The sequence below is a fragment of the Providencia sp. PROV269 genome (assembly GCF_028477785.1).
GTDB lineage: Bacteria > Pseudomonadota > Gammaproteobacteria > Enterobacterales > Enterobacteriaceae > Providencia > Providencia rettgeri.
The window spans coordinates 419,695-440,710 of sequence record NZ_JAMPLV010000002.1; the positions used below are offsets into that span (position 1 = coordinate 419,695).

General features: G+C 41.2%; 18 protein-coding genes and 1 tRNA gene. 10 read left to right on the forward strand and 9 right to left on the reverse strand.

What is annotated here, in order from left to right; genetic code table 11:
- Positions 1-18 precede the first annotated feature (18 nt).
- The 6 genes from dauA to PR683_RS03375 form a co-directional block, all read right to left on the reverse strand.
- Entirely contained in the window at positions 19-1,752 is a 1,734-nt protein-coding gene (gene dauA / locus PR683_RS03350) for a C4-dicarboxylic acid transporter DauA (protein WP_109911302.1), read from the reverse strand.
- A 274-nt stretch (positions 1,753-2,026) separates the two neighbouring features.
- Positions 2,027-2,416, reverse strand: coding sequence for a hypothetical protein (locus PR683_RS03355; protein WP_226537840.1), 390 nt, complete (start codon positions 2,414-2,416; stop codon positions 2,027-2,029).
- Entirely contained in the window at positions 2,409-3,767 is a 1,359-nt protein-coding gene (locus PR683_RS03360; RefSeq protein WP_198634924.1) for a phosphatase PAP2/dual specificity phosphatase family protein, read from the reverse strand. The genes PR683_RS03355 and PR683_RS03360 overlap by 8 nt, the downstream gene beginning before the upstream one ends.
- Before the next feature lie 181 nt (positions 3,768-3,948).
- Positions 3,949-5,715, reverse strand: a complete 1,767-nt coding sequence (locus PR683_RS03365; RefSeq protein WP_272581672.1) for a bifunctional alpha/beta hydrolase/class I SAM-dependent methyltransferase — start codon at positions 5,713-5,715, stop codon at positions 3,949-3,951.
- A gap of 9 nt (positions 5,716-5,724) precedes the next feature.
- Complete coding sequence (locus PR683_RS03370) at positions 5,725-6,348, reverse strand: CDP-alcohol phosphatidyltransferase family protein (RefSeq protein WP_110731898.1); 624 nt, start codon at positions 6,346-6,348, stop codon at positions 5,725-5,727.
- A 243-nt stretch (positions 6,349-6,591) separates the two neighbouring features.
- The gene (locus PR683_RS03375) at positions 6,592-7,395 is read right to left on the reverse strand and encodes a helix-turn-helix domain-containing protein (RefSeq protein ID WP_042851586.1); all 804 of its coding nucleotides are present in this window, start codon (positions 7,393-7,395) and stop codon (positions 6,592-6,594) included.
- 153 nt (positions 7,396-7,548) lie between these two features.
- Here PR683_RS03375 and PR683_RS03380 point away from each other — a divergent pair, with 153 nt between their 5' ends.
- From PR683_RS03380 to PR683_RS03400, 5 genes are all read left to right on the forward strand, one after another.
- Positions 7,549-8,499: a 4-hydroxyproline epimerase gene (locus PR683_RS03380; RefSeq protein ID WP_196718428.1), complete on the forward strand. Its 951-nt coding sequence runs from the start codon at positions 7,549-7,551 to the stop codon at positions 8,497-8,499.
- Positions 8,500-8,508: 9 nt separating this feature from the next.
- Positions 8,509-9,756: an NAD(P)/FAD-dependent oxidoreductase gene (locus PR683_RS03385; RefSeq protein ID WP_196718427.1), complete on the forward strand. Its 1,248-nt coding sequence runs from the start codon at positions 8,509-8,511 to the stop codon at positions 9,754-9,756.
- Between the two features lie 18 nt (positions 9,757-9,774).
- Positions 9,775-10,641 (forward strand): 4-hydroxy-tetrahydrodipicolinate synthase, encoded by an 867-nt coding sequence (gene dapA, locus PR683_RS03390; protein WP_123382005.1) that lies wholly within the window; start codon positions 9,775-9,777, stop codon positions 10,639-10,641.
- A gap of 8 nt (positions 10,642-10,649) precedes the next feature.
- Complete coding sequence (locus PR683_RS03395) at positions 10,650-12,134, forward strand: aldehyde dehydrogenase (RefSeq protein WP_110731902.1); 1,485 nt, start codon at positions 10,650-10,652, stop codon at positions 12,132-12,134.
- An 87-nt stretch (positions 12,135-12,221) separates the two neighbouring features.
- Complete coding sequence (locus PR683_RS03400; RefSeq protein ID WP_109911311.1) at positions 12,222-13,742, forward strand: alanine/glycine:cation symporter family protein; 1,521 nt, start codon at positions 12,222-12,224, stop codon at positions 13,740-13,742.
- Between the two features lie 8 nt (positions 13,743-13,750).
- Here the strand turns inward: PR683_RS03400 and PR683_RS03405 are convergent.
- Positions 13,751-13,838 (reverse strand) — tRNA-Ser (locus tag PR683_RS03405).
- 337 nt (positions 13,839-14,175) lie between these two features.
- Between PR683_RS03405 and ghrA the strand changes: the two genes are divergently transcribed.
- Entirely contained in the window at positions 14,176-15,117 is a 942-nt protein-coding gene (gene ghrA, locus PR683_RS03410; protein ID WP_004910644.1) for a glyoxylate/hydroxypyruvate reductase GhrA, read from the forward strand.
- 138 nt (positions 15,118-15,255) lie between these two features.
- A complete protein-coding gene (locus tag PR683_RS03415; RefSeq protein ID WP_004910645.1) occupies positions 15,256-15,807 on the forward strand; it encodes a TorD/DmsD family molecular chaperone in 552 nt (183 codons plus the stop codon).
- 144 nt (positions 15,808-15,951) lie between these two features.
- Here the strand turns inward: PR683_RS03415 and PR683_RS03420 are convergent, their stop codons facing one another.
- A complete protein-coding gene (locus PR683_RS03420) occupies positions 15,952-16,512 on the reverse strand; it encodes a lipoprotein (RefSeq protein ID WP_004910646.1) in 561 nt (186 codons plus the stop codon).
- A 38-nt stretch (positions 16,513-16,550) separates the two neighbouring features.
- Positions 16,551-17,756, reverse strand: coding sequence for a multidrug efflux MFS transporter MdtH (gene mdtH, locus PR683_RS03425; RefSeq protein ID WP_004910648.1), 1,206 nt, complete (start codon positions 17,754-17,756; stop codon positions 16,551-16,553).
- Between the two features lie 450 nt (positions 17,757-18,206).
- On the opposite strand from mdtH, the gene rimJ reads away from it, so the two are divergent.
- From rimJ to PR683_RS03440, 3 genes are all read left to right on the forward strand, one after another.
- Complete coding sequence (gene rimJ, locus PR683_RS03430) at positions 18,207-18,794, forward strand: ribosomal protein S5-alanine N-acetyltransferase (protein WP_272581673.1); 588 nt, start codon at positions 18,207-18,209, stop codon at positions 18,792-18,794.
- 83 nt (positions 18,795-18,877) lie between these two features.
- Positions 18,878-20,416: a murein biosynthesis integral membrane protein MurJ gene (murJ, locus tag PR683_RS03435; protein ID WP_198634928.1), complete on the forward strand. Its 1,539-nt coding sequence runs from the start codon at positions 18,878-18,880 to the stop codon at positions 20,414-20,416.
- A 360-nt stretch (positions 20,417-20,776) separates the two neighbouring features.
- The gene (locus tag PR683_RS03440) at positions 20,777-21,013 is read left to right on the forward strand and encodes a hypothetical protein (RefSeq protein WP_004255083.1); all 237 of its coding nucleotides are present in this window, start codon (positions 20,777-20,779) and stop codon (positions 21,011-21,013) included.
- Positions 21,014-21,016: the final 3 nt, after the last annotated feature.

The window sequence follows — 21,016 nt, forward strand, 5'->3', positions numbered from 1 at the left end:
TTAGTTAAGGGACTTAAATTAAGACGCTGTTGTTGCCTTTTCTGTGTCGATAGAACTCGCCTGTTCGATAGCCTTAACAGCTTCAAGTGCATGATCTATTGAATTATAAAAACTTAACACGCCTTCAATCGGTGTCACTTTCGCTCTTGCCAAAGTTTTTAATGGCTGGAACGGAATGTCACAAACTAAGACATGGGTATCTTTGCGTACGGCATCGATGAATTTTTCGAAAGCTTCTAAGCCACCTGCATCTAAGACCGGTACAGCGTCCCATTGCATAATGATGGTTTCATAACCTGCGCTTTTGACACGTAATTCATCAAAAATACGCTCGGCAGCAGCGAAAAATAATGGGCCGTTTATTCTTACGACTAAACGGCTTCGCTCTTCATCTGTTTCTGCTAATTGTGTTGAACGGGTCATATTGGCAATACGTCGCATAAACAATAATGACGCGAGAACAATCCCGACAGTAATAGCAATAACCATATCAAATAGAACAGTTAGAGACATACATAGCACTAATACAATAATGTCATCTTTTGGCGCGCGTTTAATCAGGTAAACGACTTTACCCGCCGCACTCATGTTCCAAGCTACAATCAATAATAATGCAGACATGGCGGCTAATGGCAAATAAGAGAGCATTGGAGCAAGAACTAATAATGTAAGTATCACCAATATTGAGTGAATAATCGCAGAAATGGGGGATGTTGCACCTGCGCGAACGTTAGCTGCAGAGCGGGCTATTGCAGCGGTTGCTGTGATCCCACCAAAAAAAGGCGCCGCAATGTTCCCCACACCTTGGCCAATAAGTTCACTATTGGAATGGTGTTTGGTTCCTGTCATGTTGTCCAATACTACGGCACATAGTAGTGATTCAATCGCACCAAGCACTGCCATAGAAAATGCAGCGGGCATTAATGCGGTGATCATCGCCCAATTAATTGGCGCACTTCCAGGGAGTTCCCATGGTAAAATAAACTGCGGTAGGATAGGGGGAATACCATTACCTTCAGTACCATCAGGCAATAAATAGCTAAATTCAGAACCAATAGTCGCGACTTCCATGCCAAATAATGAAAGCACCCACATGACGAAAGTCCCGACAATAAGGGCTGGTAAATGGCCGGGAAATCTTAATTTTAATTTAGGCCAGAAGATAAGCACCAAAAGAGTTGAAAGCCCAATTAGTGTGTCGCTGTATTGAAACGTGGGGAATGTATTACCAATAGCAATTAGCTTATCAACATAGTTTTCTGGGACATGCACCATTTGCAAGCCAAAAAAATCTTTAATTTGCATTGTGGCAATGGTAATAGCTATCCCCGAAGTAAAGCCTAATGTGACTGAAACAGGGATATATTCAATAAACTTACCAAAGCGGGCAAACCCCATGGCAAGGAGTATGACACCGGACATTAGGGTAGCGACTAATAACCCACTCAACCCAAATTGCTGTGAAACAGGGTAGAGGATCACCACAAAAGCTGCGGTGGGGCCAGAAACGCTATAACGAGACCCACCTGTTATCGCAATGACGATACCTGCAATAGCCGCGGTATATAGCCCATATTGGGGGGGAACGCCACTTGCAATAGCTAAAGCCATTGCGAGCGGAATAGCGATAATACCCACGGTAATACCCGCGATTAAATCCTTAATAAAGCGAGTAGCCGTATATTTTTCTTTCCAACAAGAATCTATTAGCGCACTAAAAGGGCGCAACCTATTAATTTTTTTTGTACTCATTATACCCTACCAAATAACAGGGTGAAAAATAAACGAAATATGTACCTATAAGGATACGCTTAGTAACTTGAAAAAAATCTGTTATGTATCAATGAATCTGCAATTATCATAACGTTTTCAGTAACAAAAGTAAAAAACCGTTATATTATAAAGAAAAACAGTTAGAATACATTTTATATGGCTACTTTTTAGTTTTAGGTATACATATATGCAATAGTAATCTTATTTTTTGAACTGTAAATATAAATAATAGTACTGGTTAATGCTTAATTAATTAACTAGTTATTATTGCGACCAATAAGCCTATCCATTGCAGTAGTACTAACCCAAGTGCATGGGTGAAAAGACGTTTAGTCCCAAACCACCTTTGCTGCATCGTGCGGTGTTTGATTTTGTTCGGAAATAAAAAATTTAATGCATTATCAAAATGTTCTGTTTCATTATGTGTGTAGATAATTTTAAAAAAATGGTTATCTAGCCACAGGCGATATATATAATACTGGCAAACTATAAATATAATTATATTGGTGAATAAAATATATTTAGGGTAATTAGAATAGAAATACAAAGCAAATTGACAAAATAATGCCAATACAGACCCAGTAGCAAAATAACGCCAACTATGCGTTAAAATAGTGATAACGTCACCTTGTTGTTTATTCATCAATGTATTCATTATTCACTCGACTTATATGGTAATCGGCATACCAATTATTCAGTTGTTGTATCGTTGCTGCATTTAAAATTACTTGTGGGCGAGCATGTTCAACTAATGCTACGGCTTCTTCTATGTTTTTTGCATCGCCATGATGTACCAACCATGCAACAGCAACAGTTGCACTTCGTGAATAACCTAATTTGCAATGAATGTATACCGCCCCATGTTTTACCAGTGTATCCATAGTATGGACTGACTTTTCGATATCTTCCGCGCTTAGTGGTAACAAATCAATTTGCGGTTGGCTACAATATTTCAGCTCTTTGCTGTAAGAATTGCGAGGCCATTCGCAAGTCATATCTAACACAGCTTGAGTTTGCAAAGCGTAAAGTGGGCGCCCTCCCAAAACAATGTGTTTATTAACAATACTGGGTTGTGCGCAGTGCTTAGCGAAGTAATGATAGGTTCCCCAAGCAATCAGCCGGTATGGTAGTAACAAAATAGCGGCAGAAGGGGAAATATTCCCTTCAGGTGTTTTTTGGAAAACGCTAGCACCAGCACCTAAATAGCCAAGGGTAATAAAAAAGAGGGCGACAGCGGGCCATAATAGTAACCAAGCGAATCCTTGGAAGATAAACGCAAGAATAAAGCAAGCAAGAGAGCCTATGCCATAGTTTTTGCTCATTTTAAAACTGCGAGGTGAGCCAGTGTAATGCCATTGCCAGTGAGTTTGTATAGGAAGTAAATAACTAATTAATATGCCAACGGCAAAGCCGGTGACGACATCAATAAAGTGGTGCTGCCAAGTCGTCAATACGGACAGGAGAATGAGTATCGACCAACTATGAAGCAACCAGCGCCATTTTGTTGGTGTATGCGCTCGAAAACGTAACCATAAGATCCACAATAAAATAATATGTAATGAAGGAGCTTGGTTAAAGGGAAGATCAAATAATTCTAGGCTGTCAAACATCCAGCCAAATAGGCCATCAGTGCTTGGTCGAGGGAAACTAAACTTAAGTGGAAATAGTAAAAAACCAATACAAGCGATAATAGAAGCCGTGATGAGCCGTAAGCCATGGATCGATTGTTCTTTACGGGTTGTGCAAATAAATAAAGATAACCCATAAAAAAGGTCAATGCTCCAATAGGGAATGATAGACCAAGGGAGAAATGGAATATGGGTTTCCCAAGAAAAAACGATAGAAGGAACCTGGTCTAACGTTGCGGTATACGTATTGACTTGGCCATAAGTTAGGAAGAAAAAAGGTGCTAGAAAAACTAGCCATAGCAAACCAGAGCGTATTATTTGGCGTCGAGATACAGCCTGTTGAGGTTTGCGAGTTGCGGTTATCATCCTTTATCCTATTCCTTTAAATGGCAACGAACTGGCGGTGATATCAGTAAATGATTAGGGAAACAAATAACGCTAAGCAGCATAGGTGCTTTGCGGGCAATAAACAATGGCTATCACCTAAAGTTGAAGTTAGTGATTGATGCCAACAATGTGGCATCAATCACAATGCGAGATAAATAGACTAACGTCGTCTAGCTATGGATACGCTGAATATTCCCCAGTTATCAATTAATTGGTTTAGTTTTTCAAAGCCCGCGTCTTCAACTAATGTATCCATTTCGCCTTGGCTACGACAACGCATAACCCATGCTTGGCCACCTTGGTGGCTTGGTAGTACCCGAGCAATCATTTCAACTTGAGGGTGCCATGGCTGGCAAGTATAAATTAATAGCCCGCCAGGAGGGATAGCTCGAGAAAGTCCATTTAATGAAGCGTTTATCATTTCATTACTGGGGAACAGTTCATACAAACCACTGACAATGCCAATTGTTGGAGAGGGTGAAACCGCGGCTAAATCATCGGCGTCAAAAGCATTACCTTCAGTAAATTGAATTTTATCTTCAAGGTAACGTTCCTTAATATGTAATTGTCCTTGCTCAACATTGATAGGGCTATAGTCTCTTAATAGGACAGACTCAACTTTGCTATAATCATTAATTGCATCAAAGATATAACGGCCTTGGCCTGCGGCAATATCCATAATTCGAACCGGGATACCTGTCTCCGTGAGGTCACGTATCGCTTGCCGAATAATATTTTCAATATTCACTTTGCGTTGGCGTATTCCTTGCCAGCCTATGCTGTTGAGATACTGCCTATCAATCACACGGCCAAATAAGCCTTTACCTTGGGCTTTGTCGCGGTATACGTAATCGAGAGTTGAACCTGAATCAAACCCTTTGTCATAACCAATGCAAATACCTTCAGAAGCTTTACCTAGTGTACTCATTGATTTGCTCATAATTTTATAAGCAAGATTTTTAGGGCACCATTTAGGCAAAGGAGTCATGAGCGAACGATATTTTTCAGCACTGCCACTCCAGATATCTTCATATTGATAATTATGTTGGTAGCGCGGTAAGGCGAATAATTTTCCAATAAAATCACGAATTTTTTCAATTGGGATATGGCGTTCTTTTTCACCTAATGTGTCGTGGTAAAAACCGGGTAATATATGTTTTTCTTTTATTGGGGTATTTAATCTTTCAAAAAACTGATGTTGAGGTCGATGGTGGACAAAGTGGTCACTACCTGAAATAAATAATTGAGTTGGTAAGGTAATTGCACCTGCATCAGCCACTACACGTTCAGCTGTTTTATATAATTCAAGTAAAATATTGACGGCAATAGGGCGAGTGATCAATGGATCGCGATTAAACGAATCAATTCGTTGTTCATCATGAGTCAGAAATTTAGCTTTGACATAGGAATTCACATAGAACAAACCGCGAGCATTTTGCATTAAAGCAAGCCCTGTCCGGGCAAATGGGACATACAATTTAACCTTAAATGCAGGAGAGGCGAGTACCATCCCACGAATTTTGGGGGCGTAATCATGAACCCAAGCGGAGACAAGGACGGCACCAACACTTTGTCCGATAACAATGATATTTTCTAAGGGAATATTATATTGGGAGGAAATGTGACGTACGAATTCATCGACATCATTGACAGATGTGCTTAGTGAAGGGCTATAACCTCGCGGGCCATCATTTTTACCATGACCACGGGCATCCCATGCAAACATCGCATAGTCAGGTAAATTGAGTTCATCGACTAAATGGGCGACACGGCCAGAATGTTCATGGCCACGATGAAATAAAATAATCGCTTTGTTGGTCGAAGTCTCTGTTGGCCAATGTCGATAAAAAAGAGAAGTATGGTCACTGGTGGTAAATTGGGACTCAATAACGGGACGTTGCGTCAGATAATCTGTCTGAGCGTTCATAATTCTTCCTTAATTATTATTCGCCGATGTAGATAATTCACAAAGTGCACGACGAATACGGTTATAGCAAGTATAAAACAGCAACAAAGTTAAAAGGATAAACAGATAACTTATCCAACTAGAAAATATGATTTGCGGGAAAATACTGACAAGCAGCCCTAACGCACCGAAAATAAAGGCTCGATCACTTTTACCAATAGGGCCGTCATAGCGACGAGACGCACCAATTGCTTGAGTGATAACACCAATAAATTCAGTAAGTAGCGTAAGAAATAGAATGAATAAAATAAGCCAAAATACTTGAGGGAAAATAACCGCAAATGGTAGGTATAGTGCGATATCTGAAATAACATCACCAAGCTCATTCAGGATTGCACCAAGGTGGCTTTTTTGGTTGTGCTCCCTTGCTAACATGCCATCAATCGCATTGAGTGCCATACGAATAAACAGTACGAAAGGTAATAAAATAAACAGGTGTGGGTTTGGAATGAACAGTAATAGCATTCCGCAGATCACAGACAAAAGTAAAGCTGCCAAAGTGACTTGATTAGCCGTCACACCCGCACTAAATAGCTTACGAACAATTGGACGAAGAAGATCTTGAAATTTAGGTTTCAGATCGTAAATGGTCATTGAGTATTCCTTTCTCGTCACCGCACTTAGATGCAGCATTGGGATATATCAATACCCGATTGATGGATGTCTGCAATAAGAGCTATCTTAAGTTAGGAAATAACCAAGGGAAGTTATTTAGTAATTATATCTAAGGTACTGCGGTAATTATTTGAATAAACGGCCAAAAAGCACTTCATAAAATCTAAAGAGAATGAATTTATCGGTATTAAGGAAAAACGGGTTAACCAATATGATACTCAGTCAGGCCAATATCCTTTGTTTATCGATTTTTGAACGCATTCGTTTAAATTGGCTAGGTGTCATGGTGGTCATTTCTTTGAATTTTCGGCAGAAAGCGCTGTGATCAGCATAAGCACACTTACTGGAAATTTCAGTAATTGAAAAATCATCTTCGAGCAGTTCAATCGCATGTTCAAGGCGCATTTTTTGAATATATTGTTGAGGGGTTATCAAAAAAATAGCTTTAAACTGGCGGTTTAATTGAGAAAGCGAGAGGCCAGATATGTCAGCAAGTGTTGTCATTTTTATTGCGGTATCGAAATGCTCACTAATATAGCGTTCAACACGGCTAAGTTGGTTGTTTAGCTTAGGGCTGACCGATTTCACATCTTGTAAATCTACTGAAATACCTGCAACTCCAATAACTTGGTTACGTGTATTAAAAATAGGAACCTTAGTTGTTAAACACCATCCCAACAAACCCGCTTTATACAGGTGAAGTTCAAGTTTATTAATGACGCTAATTTTTTTCTCCATCACTAAATAATCTTGAGAACTATAGCTTTGGCCTAGTTCCGAATGAAAAATATCCTCAGCACATTTACCAACCAGATGATTAACGCTATCGATTTTACAACGGGTGGCTAAATTATCATTGGCCAAAACATACTTTGCATTATGGTCTTTCACAAAGAAAGTCACATTCGGCAAGGTATTAATGAGGGGCATCACTAAGCCTAAATGATTTAATAGAACATCAATATTATCAACAGGAAACAGCATGTTCTCCTGACTAATCAATAACAATTTATTTAGATTGATCATGCTGCGCTCCGAAATATTAAATTAATTTTACTAGTTCTGTTAAATATTTTTAGATTGTGCAGAAAAGCGCATAAGTTTGTTAGAAAGATATCAAGAGTTGTTAACAAAAATCAAGCATTCTATTAACAACGATAATAGATAGGATGCTAACCAATGCAATATCAATATACCAAAATTGAAGTTATCGACTCCCATACTGCAGGTGAGCCAACTCGGCTCGTTATCGATGGATTCCCTGATTTAGGGCAGCAAAGCATCGCATCAAGACTAGAGATATTACGCCATCAACATGATGTATGGCGTAAAACCACCATTTTAGAGCCACGAGGTAATGATATTTTAGTGGGGGCACTATTGTGTAAACCACAAAACCCAGCAGCAGCAGCCGGTGTGATTTTTTTTAACAATCAAGGTTACTTGGGAATGTGTGGCCATGGCACTATCGGTTTAGTGGCTTCATTGCATTTTCTCGGTCATATCACTTTCGGTAAACATCTTATCGAAACCCCGGTAGGGGATGTTACGGCTCATTTGCATCAAGATGGCAGTGTGAGTATTCAGAATGTTTATTCATATCGTTATCGCAAAGCGGTACAAGTTAATGTTCCAGAACTCGGTACCATTGCCGGGGATATTGCTTGGGGCGGAAATTGGTTCTTTCTTGTTGATAAGTCACCAGTCGCTATTGATTACGAAAACATTAAATTACTGACAGAAGTCAGTTTAAAGATTAAACAAGCCTTATCCGATCAAGGTATTTACGGTAAAGATGGCCAAGAAATTGACCATATCGAATTATTCGGTACACACCCCGAAGCCAATAGCCAAAGTTTTGTTTTATGCCCAGGTGGCGCTTATGACCGCTCCCCTTGTGGAACAGGAACAAGTGCCAAACTTGCCTGTTTAGCCGCGGATAAAAAGCTGGCGGCTGGTGAAATATGGCATCAAGCCAGTGTGATTGGCAGCCAATTTCAGGCCAGTTTTCAACAGGCTGATGAAAAAGGCATTATTCCGACTATTCGCGGGCATGCCTATATCAGTGGGAAAAATACCTTATTGATAGATGAACAAGATCCATTTCGTTTTGGAATTTCAGTGGCATAGGGGAATGAAATGGAACGCAAATATCCAGTGATTGTAGTGGGTGGCGGCATTATTGGTCTGAGTATTGCACTGACAGTGCAAGCTAATGGGTCACAAGTGCTGTTGCTTGATAAACATGAAATTGGCCAAGGTGCTTCATTTGGTAACGCAGGGCATATTGCGACAGAACAAGTTTTTCCGATTGCGGATCCGAGCGTTTTAAAATCAATTCCGAAAATGTTATTTGATCCACTAGGCCCTTTGCGTCTGGATTGGCGCTATTTATTACCGTTAACACCTTGGTTAATAAAATTGTTGGGTAACATGCGCCATAAGCCTTTTACCCATATTCATCACACATTGATGACACTAAATAGTGCCGCTTTCGATTCATGGCAAGCATTTATTCAGAAATGGCAATTAAATGACCTTGTCAAAATGAAGGGTTCACTATTGGTGGCAGAAAAAAAAGAGACGCTCGATAAGCTAAGCCAGCACAGTGAGTACCTGCAAAGTATTGGTGTGGCTAATCAATTGATTGATCAAGATACGCTATTAACGCGCGAACCTGCTTTATCTGAAAGCCAAATCGGTGGCATTTTTTATCCCGATACAGGCCATGTTGTGAATTTATGTGCATTACACCAAAAACTGACAGAAGCTTTTATCGCTGCGGGTGGGCAGATATTAACCCACTGTGAAGTAACAGAAATCACATCAACGTCGAATCAACAAGCGATATTGACAACCACTCAAGGGCAGTTTACAGGACAAAAAATAGTGATTGCAGGGGGCGCATTCTCTAAATCGCTAGTCAAAATGGTGAGTCGTATCAAAGTGCCACTTGAAACTGAGCGTGGTTATCATTTGATGTTGCCCCATGAATTAGGTCGATTATCGATACCAGTATCAAGTATGGATAGGCGTTTTATAATGACGCCAATGTCTCAAGGGCTACGCCTCGCAGGAACCGTAGAATACGCAGGGTTAAAACGTCCTGCGAATATGCAGCGAGCTCAACATTTTCTCCCGTTAGCACAACCTATGCTAAAGGAAACATTAAATAGCCAACAATCTACATCATGGATGGGGTTTCGCCCATCTACGTCTGATTCATTACCAATTTTAGACCATAAAGGCCCCTATATTTTTGCATTCGGTCACCAACACTTGGGGCTAACCCAAGCGGCGATCACCGCAGATATTGTGAATAGTTTTATCCATCATCAGCCGACAAGTATCGACTGTACCCCTTTTTCCATTGAACGATTTCTTTAATTTTGAGGAGAATTCAAAATGAATTTCCATGGCATTCTTGTTCCATTAGTGACCCCATTTCATGATGATTTAACATTAAATGTCAGTGCGCTTGCTGAATTAACTGAAAAACTTATTGAGCGGGGTGTGACGGGTTTAGTGGTTTGTGGGACAACTGGGGAGTATTACGCATTAAACGAAGATGAACGTAAGACCGTGCTGTCAACCGTTTGCAAAATTGCCAAAGGGCGAGTGACATTAATTGCGGGTATTAATGATTTATCAACTGAGGGGGCTATTGCACGTGCGAAACAAGCTCAAGAACTCGGTTATGAAGGGTTAATGCTGTCTCCACCGCCATATAGTTTGCCGGACCAGCAAGGTGTATTTGCCCACTATGAAAAAGTCGCAAAATCAACACCATTACCCATAATTATGTACAATTTTCCAGCTCGGATTGGTATTGAAATTGACATTGAAACGGTCATTAAGCTAGCCGAAATTGACAATATTGTCGCTATCAAAGAAAGCAGTGGAAACTTTAGCCGAGCACTGCACTTATTACAAACACCATTCAAAAATTTTGAGGTCATTTGTGGTTGTGATGACCAACCAGTGGATTTCTTCTTTTGGGGTTCCAAAAGTTGGATTGCGGGAGCTGGTAATGTATACCCAGCAGAGCAAGTTGCTATTTTTAATGCCGCGCAAGCGGGTGACTGGCAACAAGCCAAGCAGATTATGAATGAAATTTACCCTGCGATTTACTCAATGGAATCAGGTGATTATAACCAAAAAGCCAAGGCGGGTTGCTTGAATGGCACATTCAATGTCGGCCCGGTTCGTTTGCCTCTGTCAAATCTAGCGTCTCAAGAACGCGATGATTTTATTAAATTAATTAAGCGCTAGGGGGGAATATGACTCTTACCCAGCAGCAGGTATTTGAACGCGCAAAACAAGGAAAACTGTGGGCGGGCAATTTAATTGCAGGGCACCCAGAACAGCAAAATAGACTAGAAAACCGGACCCCAATCGACAACAGCATTATTGGTTTTATTGCAGATGGTGATGAGAGCGATATTAATGCCGCGGTACAGGTGGCGCGTGACACGTTTAATCAAGGTGAATGGCGCGGGTTATCGCCGCAAGAACGTAAAGCTATCATGCTTAAATGGGCTAATCTGATTGAAAAACACAGTGAAGAACTTGCGGCGCTAGACTGTATTGATGCAGGTAAGCCTATCACCGAATGCTTAAATACCGATTTGCCCGCAACGATTGACACCTTTTATTGGTATGCCGAAGCGATTGATAAACTGTTTGGCAAAATTGCACCAACCAGTCATCAAGAGTTGGGGTTAATAGTGCATGAGCCTATTGGTGTGGTGGGGGCGGTATTACCGTGGAATTTCCCTGCTCAAATGTTTGCGTGGAAAGTAGCTCCAGCTCTTGCTGTCGGCAATTCGGTGATTGTGAAACCTGCCGAACTAACCTCATTAAGCGCGCATCGTATGGTGGAACTGGCCTATGAGGCGGGTATTCCTAAAGGTGCATTAAGTCTAGTTTGTGGATTAGGTGAAAAAGTCGGGGAAGCGCTTGGCCGCCATCATGATGTTGATATGGTGTCATTTACCGGTTCAACAGATGTGGGACGCTTATTTTTAAAATATTCCGCCGAAAGTAACTTAAAAGAAATTGTACTCGAATGTGGCGGTAAAAGCCCGCAAGTGGTGTTTGAAGATGCGAATATTGAAGCCGCAATTCCACATATTATGGCGGCGGCTTTCTGGAATATGAGTGAAAACTGCAGCTGTGGTTCTCGCTTAATTGTGCACGAAAGCATCAAAAAAATACTATTAGAGAAGCTTGCCGTCGCCGTTAAAGAATGGAAAGTCGGAGACCCAAGGCAAGCAGATATTTCAATTGGGCCAATGGTCGAACAGGCTCATTTTGAGAAAGTAAAATCCTTTTTAGATATCACGTTAAAAGAGGGAGGAAAATTAGTTGCGGGTGGAAAAATTCATCATGAATTGGGGGCGGGATGGTATATCGAACCGACAATTTTTGATGAAGTCACGCCTGAAATGTCGCTATTTAAGCATGAAGTTTTTGGCCCTATTTTAGCCGTCACATCGTTTAAAACTGATGATGAAGCTGTTGCTTTAGCTAATGACACTCAATATGGCTTAGCGGCTTCATTTTATAGCCAAAATATTCACCGAGCCATGCAAATTGCACAGCGTATTAATGCGGGTACTGTTTCAGTCAATGGCTTTAGTGAGGGCAATATTACAACGCCGTTTGGTGGTTTTCGTCAATCAGGTTTTGGCGGTAAAGACAACGGGTTAGAGGCATTTGAACAATATACTCAAACGAAGGTTATCTGGTTTATCCATCAGTAAAACGTTGGCCTGAGCCCCCTAGTGGACTCAGGTTTTTTTTTACCCTGCAAATACAAATAAACAATTACAATAACGAAGGAGTACAAAATGGAAGCCATCGTTAATACAATCGTTGGTTACATCTGGGGTAATGCATTAGTAGTATTATCGCTAGGTGTTGGGCTCTATTTTACATTAGCAACTCGTGGTGTGCAGTTTCGCTATCTTATTAAAATGGTCTGTTTGTTAAAGGAAAATAAAGCGTCAAAAGAAGGAATTTCCTCCTTCCAAGCATTCTGTTTAGCATTATCAGGGCGAGTTGGGGTGGGTAATATCGCCGGTGTAGCGACGGCCATTGCTGCGGGTGGTCCTGGGGCGATTTTCTGGATGGTTGTCATGGGGTTATTAGGCGGAGCAAGTGCGTTTATCGAATCAACACTCGCTCAAATATACAAGCAGCGCTCTGATGGTCAATACCGTGGCGGTTCGCCTTACTATATCGAGAAAGGGTTAAAATTGAAGCCATTTGCCATTATGGTAGCTGCTGTTATTTGCCTATCTTATGGTGTACTAGTTCCGGGTATTCAAGCCAATACCATAGCTGACTCCTTTCAAACTTCATTCAACTTACCCCCAATTGCGACAGGCGGCATTGTGACAGTGCTGATGGCATGGCTAATCTTTGGCGGTGTAAAACGTATTGCGAGTGCTGCGGATAAAATCGTGCCAATTATGGCGTTAGCGTATATCGTCATGATGGTGATCATCTTAGGTAGCCATTACGAACAAGTGCCGGGAATGTTCAGTTTAATTTTCCGCAGCGCGATGGGAATGGATGCCGTATTCGGCGGTATTGTTGGTACGGCTGTTTCATGGGGTGTACGCCGTGCGGTTTTTTCCAACGTAGCAGGGGCGGGTGAAGCTACATTTAGCTCTGCGGCAGCCGAGGTAAGCCATCCTGTAAAACAAGGGTTAATTCAAGCATTTTCAATTTACATTGATACTGTTGTTGTGTGTACAGCATCAGGTCTAATGATCCTTGTCACGAATATGTATAACGTTTTTCCAGACGGTTCGGCAACGGCCTTAGTTGAGTACGTTCCAGGGGTTGCTGCGGGAACCGCATGGACACAAATGGCGGTATCAACAGTCTTTACTTCCGCAGGGTCGGGATTCGTCTCAATCGCCGTATTTTTATTCGCATTCACAACATTGATGGCCTATTACTATATTGCAGAAACCACAATTGTTTACCTTGATAGAAAATTACGTTACCCCATTCTAAAACTGATACTAAAGTTTGTATTTTTGATTATTGTTTTTATGGGAAGTGTTCAGTCTGTCAGTTTAATGTGGAGCCTTGGCGATATTGGGTTCGGTAGTATGAGTTATCTTAATCTTATCGCCATTGTCTTCTTATCAAAACCGGCGCTACGGGCACTTCGTGACTTTGAACGGCAGGAAAAATTAGGTGTTGATCCAGTGTTTGACCCGAAAGTGGCTGGAATAGAAAATGCAGAACTTTGGGAAGATATTAGCCGTGAATACCATGCGCAAGGAATAGGTATAGAACCGAAAGAGAAACAAAATAAAGGGATGGTATATCAAGAAGAAGAAGGTAAAAACTAGAAGAAAAATGGCGGTGAGGGAGGGATTCGAACCCTCGATACGTTGCCGTATACACACTTTCCAGGCGTGCTCCTTCAGCCTCTCGGACACCTCACCGTTTTTCTAAATCTGTTGTGGAGTAGGGAATAAAAACCTGCTCTGCAACGGGGCGCTACTATAGGGAAAATAGCGTCTTACGTCAACTCCCTATTTATCCTTTTTCCGACTTTTGTTGCTGTTTAGCTAAATAAAAAACAATTTGATTATTATCTAATCTCAAATGTTATCGGCTAAGATAAATAATACTTTTAATGTTAATTTAAAACGGCAAGTAACAGAAGTAAAAACCGTTAGCTAGTTAACAAAATTCTGATTGTTTACAGTGTATCGGCTTGATTAACTTGAAAAGAAATCCCATTCGGCACACTCTGTTAGAAACCAAAGAGGAGTTGCCATGAATATTTTATTTTACCATCCATTTTTTGATTCGAAACAGTGGATTGACGGCATGAAAGCACGCTTACCACAAGTGAATATTCGCCAATGGGAAAAAGGGGATAACCAAAGTGCGGATTACGCCATGGTTTGGTTACCTCCTTATGAATGTCTCGCTGGTCGCAGTGATTTAAAGGGAATTTTCGCTTTAGGCGCAGGTGTGGATGCTATTTTAAAACAGGAACAAGATAAACCTGGGACCCTGCCTGCAGGGGTTCCCGTAATGCGTCTGGAAGACACGGGCATGGCGATTCAAATGGAAGAATACGCTTGTGCAAAAGTGTTAAGTTACTTTCGTCGTATGGATGAATATCGCCAATTACAATCACAGCGCCAATGGAAACAGTTACCGGCCTACCAACACGAAGATTTTGTCATTGGTGTGATGGGCGCAGGGGCATTAGGACAAGCAGTTGCAAAGCGCTTAGTAAGTTTCGGTTTTCATGTAAGAACATGGAGTCGCTCTGAAAAACAACTTGATAACGTAAAAAGTTATTTTGGCCATGACCAACTAGCTAATTTCCTTTCTGGTACTCGTGTAATTATTAATCTGTTACCAAGTACTCCAGAAACGGTGGGAATTTTAAACCAGCAACTATTTAGCCAGTTAGAGCAAGGGGCATATGTTATCAACTTAGCACGTGGCGCCCATCTGATTGAACAGGATTTGCTTTTAGCCCTTGAATCAGGACAAGTTACAGGTGCTGCACTTGATGTATTTGCGAGTGAGCCGTTGTCGCAAATGCACCCGTTCTGGACGCATCCCCGCATCGCTATCACACCTCATGTTGCCGCCTTTACAAAACCGAAAGAGGCGATGGATATGATTGTCAGTAATATCCAACGCATCGAAGCAGGGCAAGCGCCTGTTGGTGTCGTTGATATGCAACGCGGTTATTAGTCACTTCTTTGTTGCAAGTGGTCTTTATGACCACTTGTAATTATCTCCCCCTAATATCTTTCCTATTTTTTCGATATACTGATAGTAACTGCTTCAGTCACGAGGTGTGACTACTGAATCTGTAAAATAGGATAATATATGAACGAATTTTCAATCGTCTGCCGTATTTTAGGGACACTATTTCAACGTAGTCCCTCTGATAGCCTCGTAAAACCGCTTATTGATATGATTGCTCAAGATAAATTAAAAGCATCATGGCCATTAGAACAAGATGAGTTGTGGTCACGCATGGCAAAAGACCTCGACGTCAATGCAGTTAATGCGGATTACCAAGCCCTATTTGCAGGGGAATCTCCTTCAGTTTCAATGTTAGCGAATGATTACGATTCTGAAATTACAGAAGCAGAAGTTCGCGAATTTTTAACCGTTAGAGGAATGACCCTGACGAATGCGTCTGCTGACGCTTTTGGCGCATTGCTACTCGCGGCTTCTTGGTTAGAAGACCAAGCGGCAGAAGATGAAACTGCCGCTCAAGAAGAATTATTTGATAGCTATATCCTTAGTTGGTATGGCAGCTTTTTAGGTAAAGTTGAAGCGCATGCAACCACCACCTTTTACCGGACTTTAGCCCAAATTACGCGTGATGCAGTCATTGCTCTGCGTGATGAACTTGACTCAGAAACTGAATAATTGTGACGTTGTCACTTTTTTGTGGCGATGTTACTGATGTTTTAGTTAGCGGTATTGATTAATAATTTTGATTGAATAAAAAAGGCAACAGATTTTCTTGTTGCCTTTAATGCTTTTATCAATCGAAATTATTTATGGTTAAAATTAATCAACTAATGGAATGACCAGTTTACCCGGTTTGATTTCAAGCCCTTTAGCGAGTTTTTTCGCGGTTGCTTCAGCCGCGCCATTATCAGGATTTAACACATAAACAGGTTGGGTTTCAAAGAAAGTTTCAAGGGAACTATTCAAGTAAGGAATAACCGCTGACATCGCTGTATCCATATTTTCTGGCATCACTTTGTAACTGCTAATATTCAATTCTTTTAAGTAAATTGAACCTGTTTTGGCATCAAAATAAGGGCGAGCAGTGAGTGTCAGGTTAATTTGCGCTTCTGCTTTACCAATCAACGAGTCTAATTTAACGGTTGCATCCCCCGTTAAAGCAACTTTTCCTGGTTCACTGCGGCCAATTTCTGATTTTAAATTAGCGAGCTGAATATCCGCATCAGCAAAACCCGTAATACCGACCTTATGGTCATATTTTACTTTATTAGCAAGGTAATTATTAATTTGTGACTCACTAATACTAAACTCAGATAATTGATTACAACCCGATAAGAGAGTGAGAAAGCCTACCATAGCGGCGATTAAAAACTTCTTCATAGAGACTCCTTTTACAGTAATACCGCTAGTTTAGCGCATTACTGCCCACTCAACATGACTGTTTCAATTTTTTTACGGTTAAATTGCTTATGCAGCGCCCATAAAGTGATAAAACCGATGAGTCCTAATAAGAACCAAGGAAGTTGAGGCAGGTTCCATTGGTGACCAATATCGTACATCCAGCCGCCACCGGTATAACCGACTGCTCCACCTAAAGCAAGGCCTAAGCGACTAAAACCCATATAGCTGCCTCGTGCTCGAGGGTCAGCAAGAGATGCACTTAATGTTTCTCTCGCTGGGTCTGCAGTTACCGTACCTAAATAAAATAGGCAAATAAGGGCGAATAGCGTATTGAGTGAGGTTGTCATGCCAATCGGAAACATGCTGAGACTCATTAAAAATAGCCCGGCCATGAGCCGTTGTTCAAGGCGAAAATGTTTTTCGCTCCAACGCGCAATGGGATAAAGCAATGTTAAAGATATCGCTGCTTCAATCGCATACATCCATTTGACGGCAGTGGGTGTGCCAGCTAATTCATTGACAACAATAGGAAACATAAGCATTACTTGTACTGACAACATAAAATAACCTGCCAATGTGACCACATAAGTTACAAAGCGTTTATCTTTCAGTACGCGTCCCATGCCTTCTTTAATGGGGGTTCTGACGGTTGAGATTCGATAAGCAGGTAATAACCAAGCATTGCAGATAGCAGCAATAATAAACACAGCAGCGCCAACCCAGCAGACATAATGGAAGTCATACTGTAGTAGCCAACTACCAATCAAAGCACCGATAACTGCACCAGCACTGTCCTGCATTAACAGCAAAGAATAAAAACGGCCACGTTCATATGGGCGAGTTAATTTAATAACTAATGCGGTTCGTGGGGGATCAAACAAGGTTCCACCCAGAGCAGAAAGTATGCAAGATAGCCATAAAACCCAAGGGTCATGGGCCACCGCCATGACTGCAAAACCACTGGCACGTAATAGCATTCCAATGACAATCATGGGCTTCGCGCCAAACCGGTCAGCGATAGCACCGCCAAAGATACCTAAACCTTGTTGAACAAACTGACGAAGCCCTAAGGCAAAACCAACCACCACGGCGGCCCAGCCCAGTTGATCAACAAAACGAATAGAAATAAGCGGAAAAACGACAAAAAAGCCTAGGACAACCAACATGTTGTCAAGCAAAAGGAAATACTTGCCAAGGCTTCTTGCCCGTGACACTTGCGCCATGAGAGACACCATTAGAAAAATAGCAAAGGGGGAAAGTTTCTTAAAATCAGTTATCAATAATATCAGTATAATAGGGTTCAATAGATGATATTTTTTTATCATAGTAACGTGAGGTATCGATGATTTATTTTTATCAATAAATATTCGTCATACTTCACTCTGTGACGGTGTTGACTGCGTTCGGCTAATTGGGTCACATACGAGTGTATGCTCCCCAAGCTATCCTCGCTGGTCGCCTAGTCACGGCGCGAATTATTTAGAATATTGATAATTGGTAGAGGTCATACTTCACTCTGTGACGGTGTTGATTGTGCTTGCTGGCCTTAACGATGTATTTTAATTTTCAGAACATATTTTTCGTCAGCGCATTGTAAGCTACACTTTAACTTTCTAAGTTATTGGCTTGGAACTAGAGAAAATATCTGGCTTTTTATTAATTAAGGGTTAACGATGTTTGGTTATCGTTCAAATGTACCGAAAGTGCGCCTTGTCACTGATAGAATGGTTATTCGTTTGACTTATGAGCGTGATAATTATCGACTAGCTGATTATTACAGCCTGAATAAAGACTTTTTAATTCCGTGGGAACCCATCAGGGATAACCCACATTACCAGCCTGCGGGTTGGCAGAATCGGTTACAAGTCATGAATGAAATGCATCGAGAAGGAAGCGCTTTCCATTTCTTACTATTAGACAAAGAAGAAAATGAAGTCATGGGGGTAGCGAACTTTAGTAATGTATTACGTGGCTCATTTCATGCATGCTATCTAGGTTATTCATTGGGTCAAAAATGGCAAGGCCAAGGCCTAATGCATGAGGCGTTAACCCAAGCAATCCGTTATATGCAGCAACACCAAAAAATGCACCGAATTATGGCAAATTATATGCCTCATAATATGCGTAGTGGTAATTTATTGACTAAGCTTGGCTTTGAACGGGAAGGTTATGCAAAGCAATACTTACAAATCAACGGTGAGTGGCGTGACCATGTATTAACGGCACTGACCGATAACACTTGGGCGCTGAATAAAGCCTAAATTCCTAATTTACTTTTCAATCGTAGTCAGTTGCAGTGCACACTGTTAAACTGATGCGATTGTATTCTTTTAGTCTATCAATCATGAATTTATTAAAATCATTGGCGGCAGTAAGCTCCATGACCATGATGTCTCGTGTGCTTGGCTTTATTCGTGACGCCATTATCGCTCGAGTTTTTGGTGCAGGAGCGGCTGCAGACGCCTTTTTTGTCGCATTTAAATTACCGAATCTTTTACGCCGAATTTTTGCCGAGGGGGCATTTTCACAAGCGTTTGTCCCCATACTGGCGGAATACAAGAACCAACAGGGAGAGGAAGCCACCCGTACATTTGTCGCCTATATTGCAGGGATGCTAACCCTTGCTTTGGCGATTGTGACTATCCTTGGCATGATAGCTGCTCCTTGGATCATTTATGTCACCGCTCCTGGATTTACCGACGACGCTGATAAATTTGCGCTGACTACTGACCTTTTACGGGTCACATTCCCTTATATTTTTCTGATTTCACTGGTCTCCCTCGCTGGGGCAATTCTCAATACTTGGAACCGTTTTTCGGTTCCGGCATTCGCGCCGACATTGCTCAATGTCAGTATGATCATTTTTGCCGCTTTCGCAGCCCCATACTTTAATCCACCCATTATGTCATTGGCATGGGCGGTGCTGGTTGGTGGTGTCTTACAGCTAGTCTATCAGCTCCCATATCTTAAAAAGGTGGGCATGTTAGTGTTACCACGCTTGTCATTTCGTGATAGCGGGGTTTGGCGTGTAATGAAAATGATGGGACCCGCCATTATTGGGGTGTCTGTCGCTCAAATTTCTTTAATTATCAATACGATATTCGCCTCTTTTTTGCAATCTGGTTCAGTGTCATGGATGTATTACGCCGATAGGCTAATGGAATTGCCATCTGGAGTACTTGGTGTGGCTCTCGGAACGATTTTATTGCCTTCTCTCGCGAAAAGCTTCACGAGCGGTAATCAAAATGAGTATCGCCAATTGATGGACTGGGGGTTGCGCCTTTGTTTGTTATTAGCCTTGCCATGTGCGTTAGGGTTGGCAATACTCTCTGAAGCATTAACGGTGTCTTTATTCCAATACGGTAATTTTACCGCGCATGACTCATTAATGACGCAATATGCTTTAATTGCCTATTGTGTCGGTTTAACGGGGATGATTTTGGTGAAAATTTTGGCACCGGGCTTTTATTCACGCCAAGATATTCGTACGCCAGTAAAAATTGCGATTGTCACTTTAATATTAACACAATTGATGAACTTAGCCTTTATTGGCCCATTGCAACATGCAGGCTTAGCCTTATCCATTGGGTTAGCAGCTTGTTTTAATGCAGGGGTTCTCTATTGGCAATTGCGCAAGCAAGATATTTTTCAGCCTTTAGCGGGTTGGAAAGGGTTTATATTTAAATTATTGATAGCCTTAATTGTAATGGGAGCCGTGCTATTTAGTGTCTTACATTTCATGCCATCTTGGCAAGAAGGTAATATGCTGATGCGTATGCTACGTTTGATAGGCGTCGTAATTGTTGGAGCGGGAAGTTATTTCGTTGCTTTATACGTGCTTGGGTTCCGCCCTCGTGACTTTATGAAACGTAGTATTGCCTAATTAATAAGAAGGTCAATGACCTTAAAAGCCCAATTTTAATGAGGAAATCTCATAAAATTGGGCTTTTTTATCTCTGCAATCTATGTAGTTAAGGTGCCAGCAGGCATAGATTCTTTCCCTTCAATTTCTAATTATCTACGCAAATTTATTCTCTTTATAACTGAATTATTAATTTCAAAATCATTTCATGAAATTTCAATTAATTGTTTTCATTGATAAAAGCAATAGCCAACTCTATTTTTGGAGTATATTTACTGGGTTGTTGTGACAACAATTAATTTCAGGGAAATATTCAATTTATTGGATATTGTTTGTTGACTATTGTCAACGCAATGGCTATGTTATGTATCACGGAGGTCGATGAAAAAACACCCAAATAAGCATGTTCAGGCTGCTATTGAATATGCGATAGAAAATGGCTGGGTCTGGGTTACAGCAGGAAACTCATCACATACTTTTTGCAAGTTACGTTGTGGTAACGCAGTGGGTGAACACAAAACACATATGATGAGTGTCTGGTCAACGCCAAAAGTTATGGAAGTGCATGCTAAACAGATAATACGTAAAGTGAACCACTGTATTGCTCTTTTAGGTTAATCC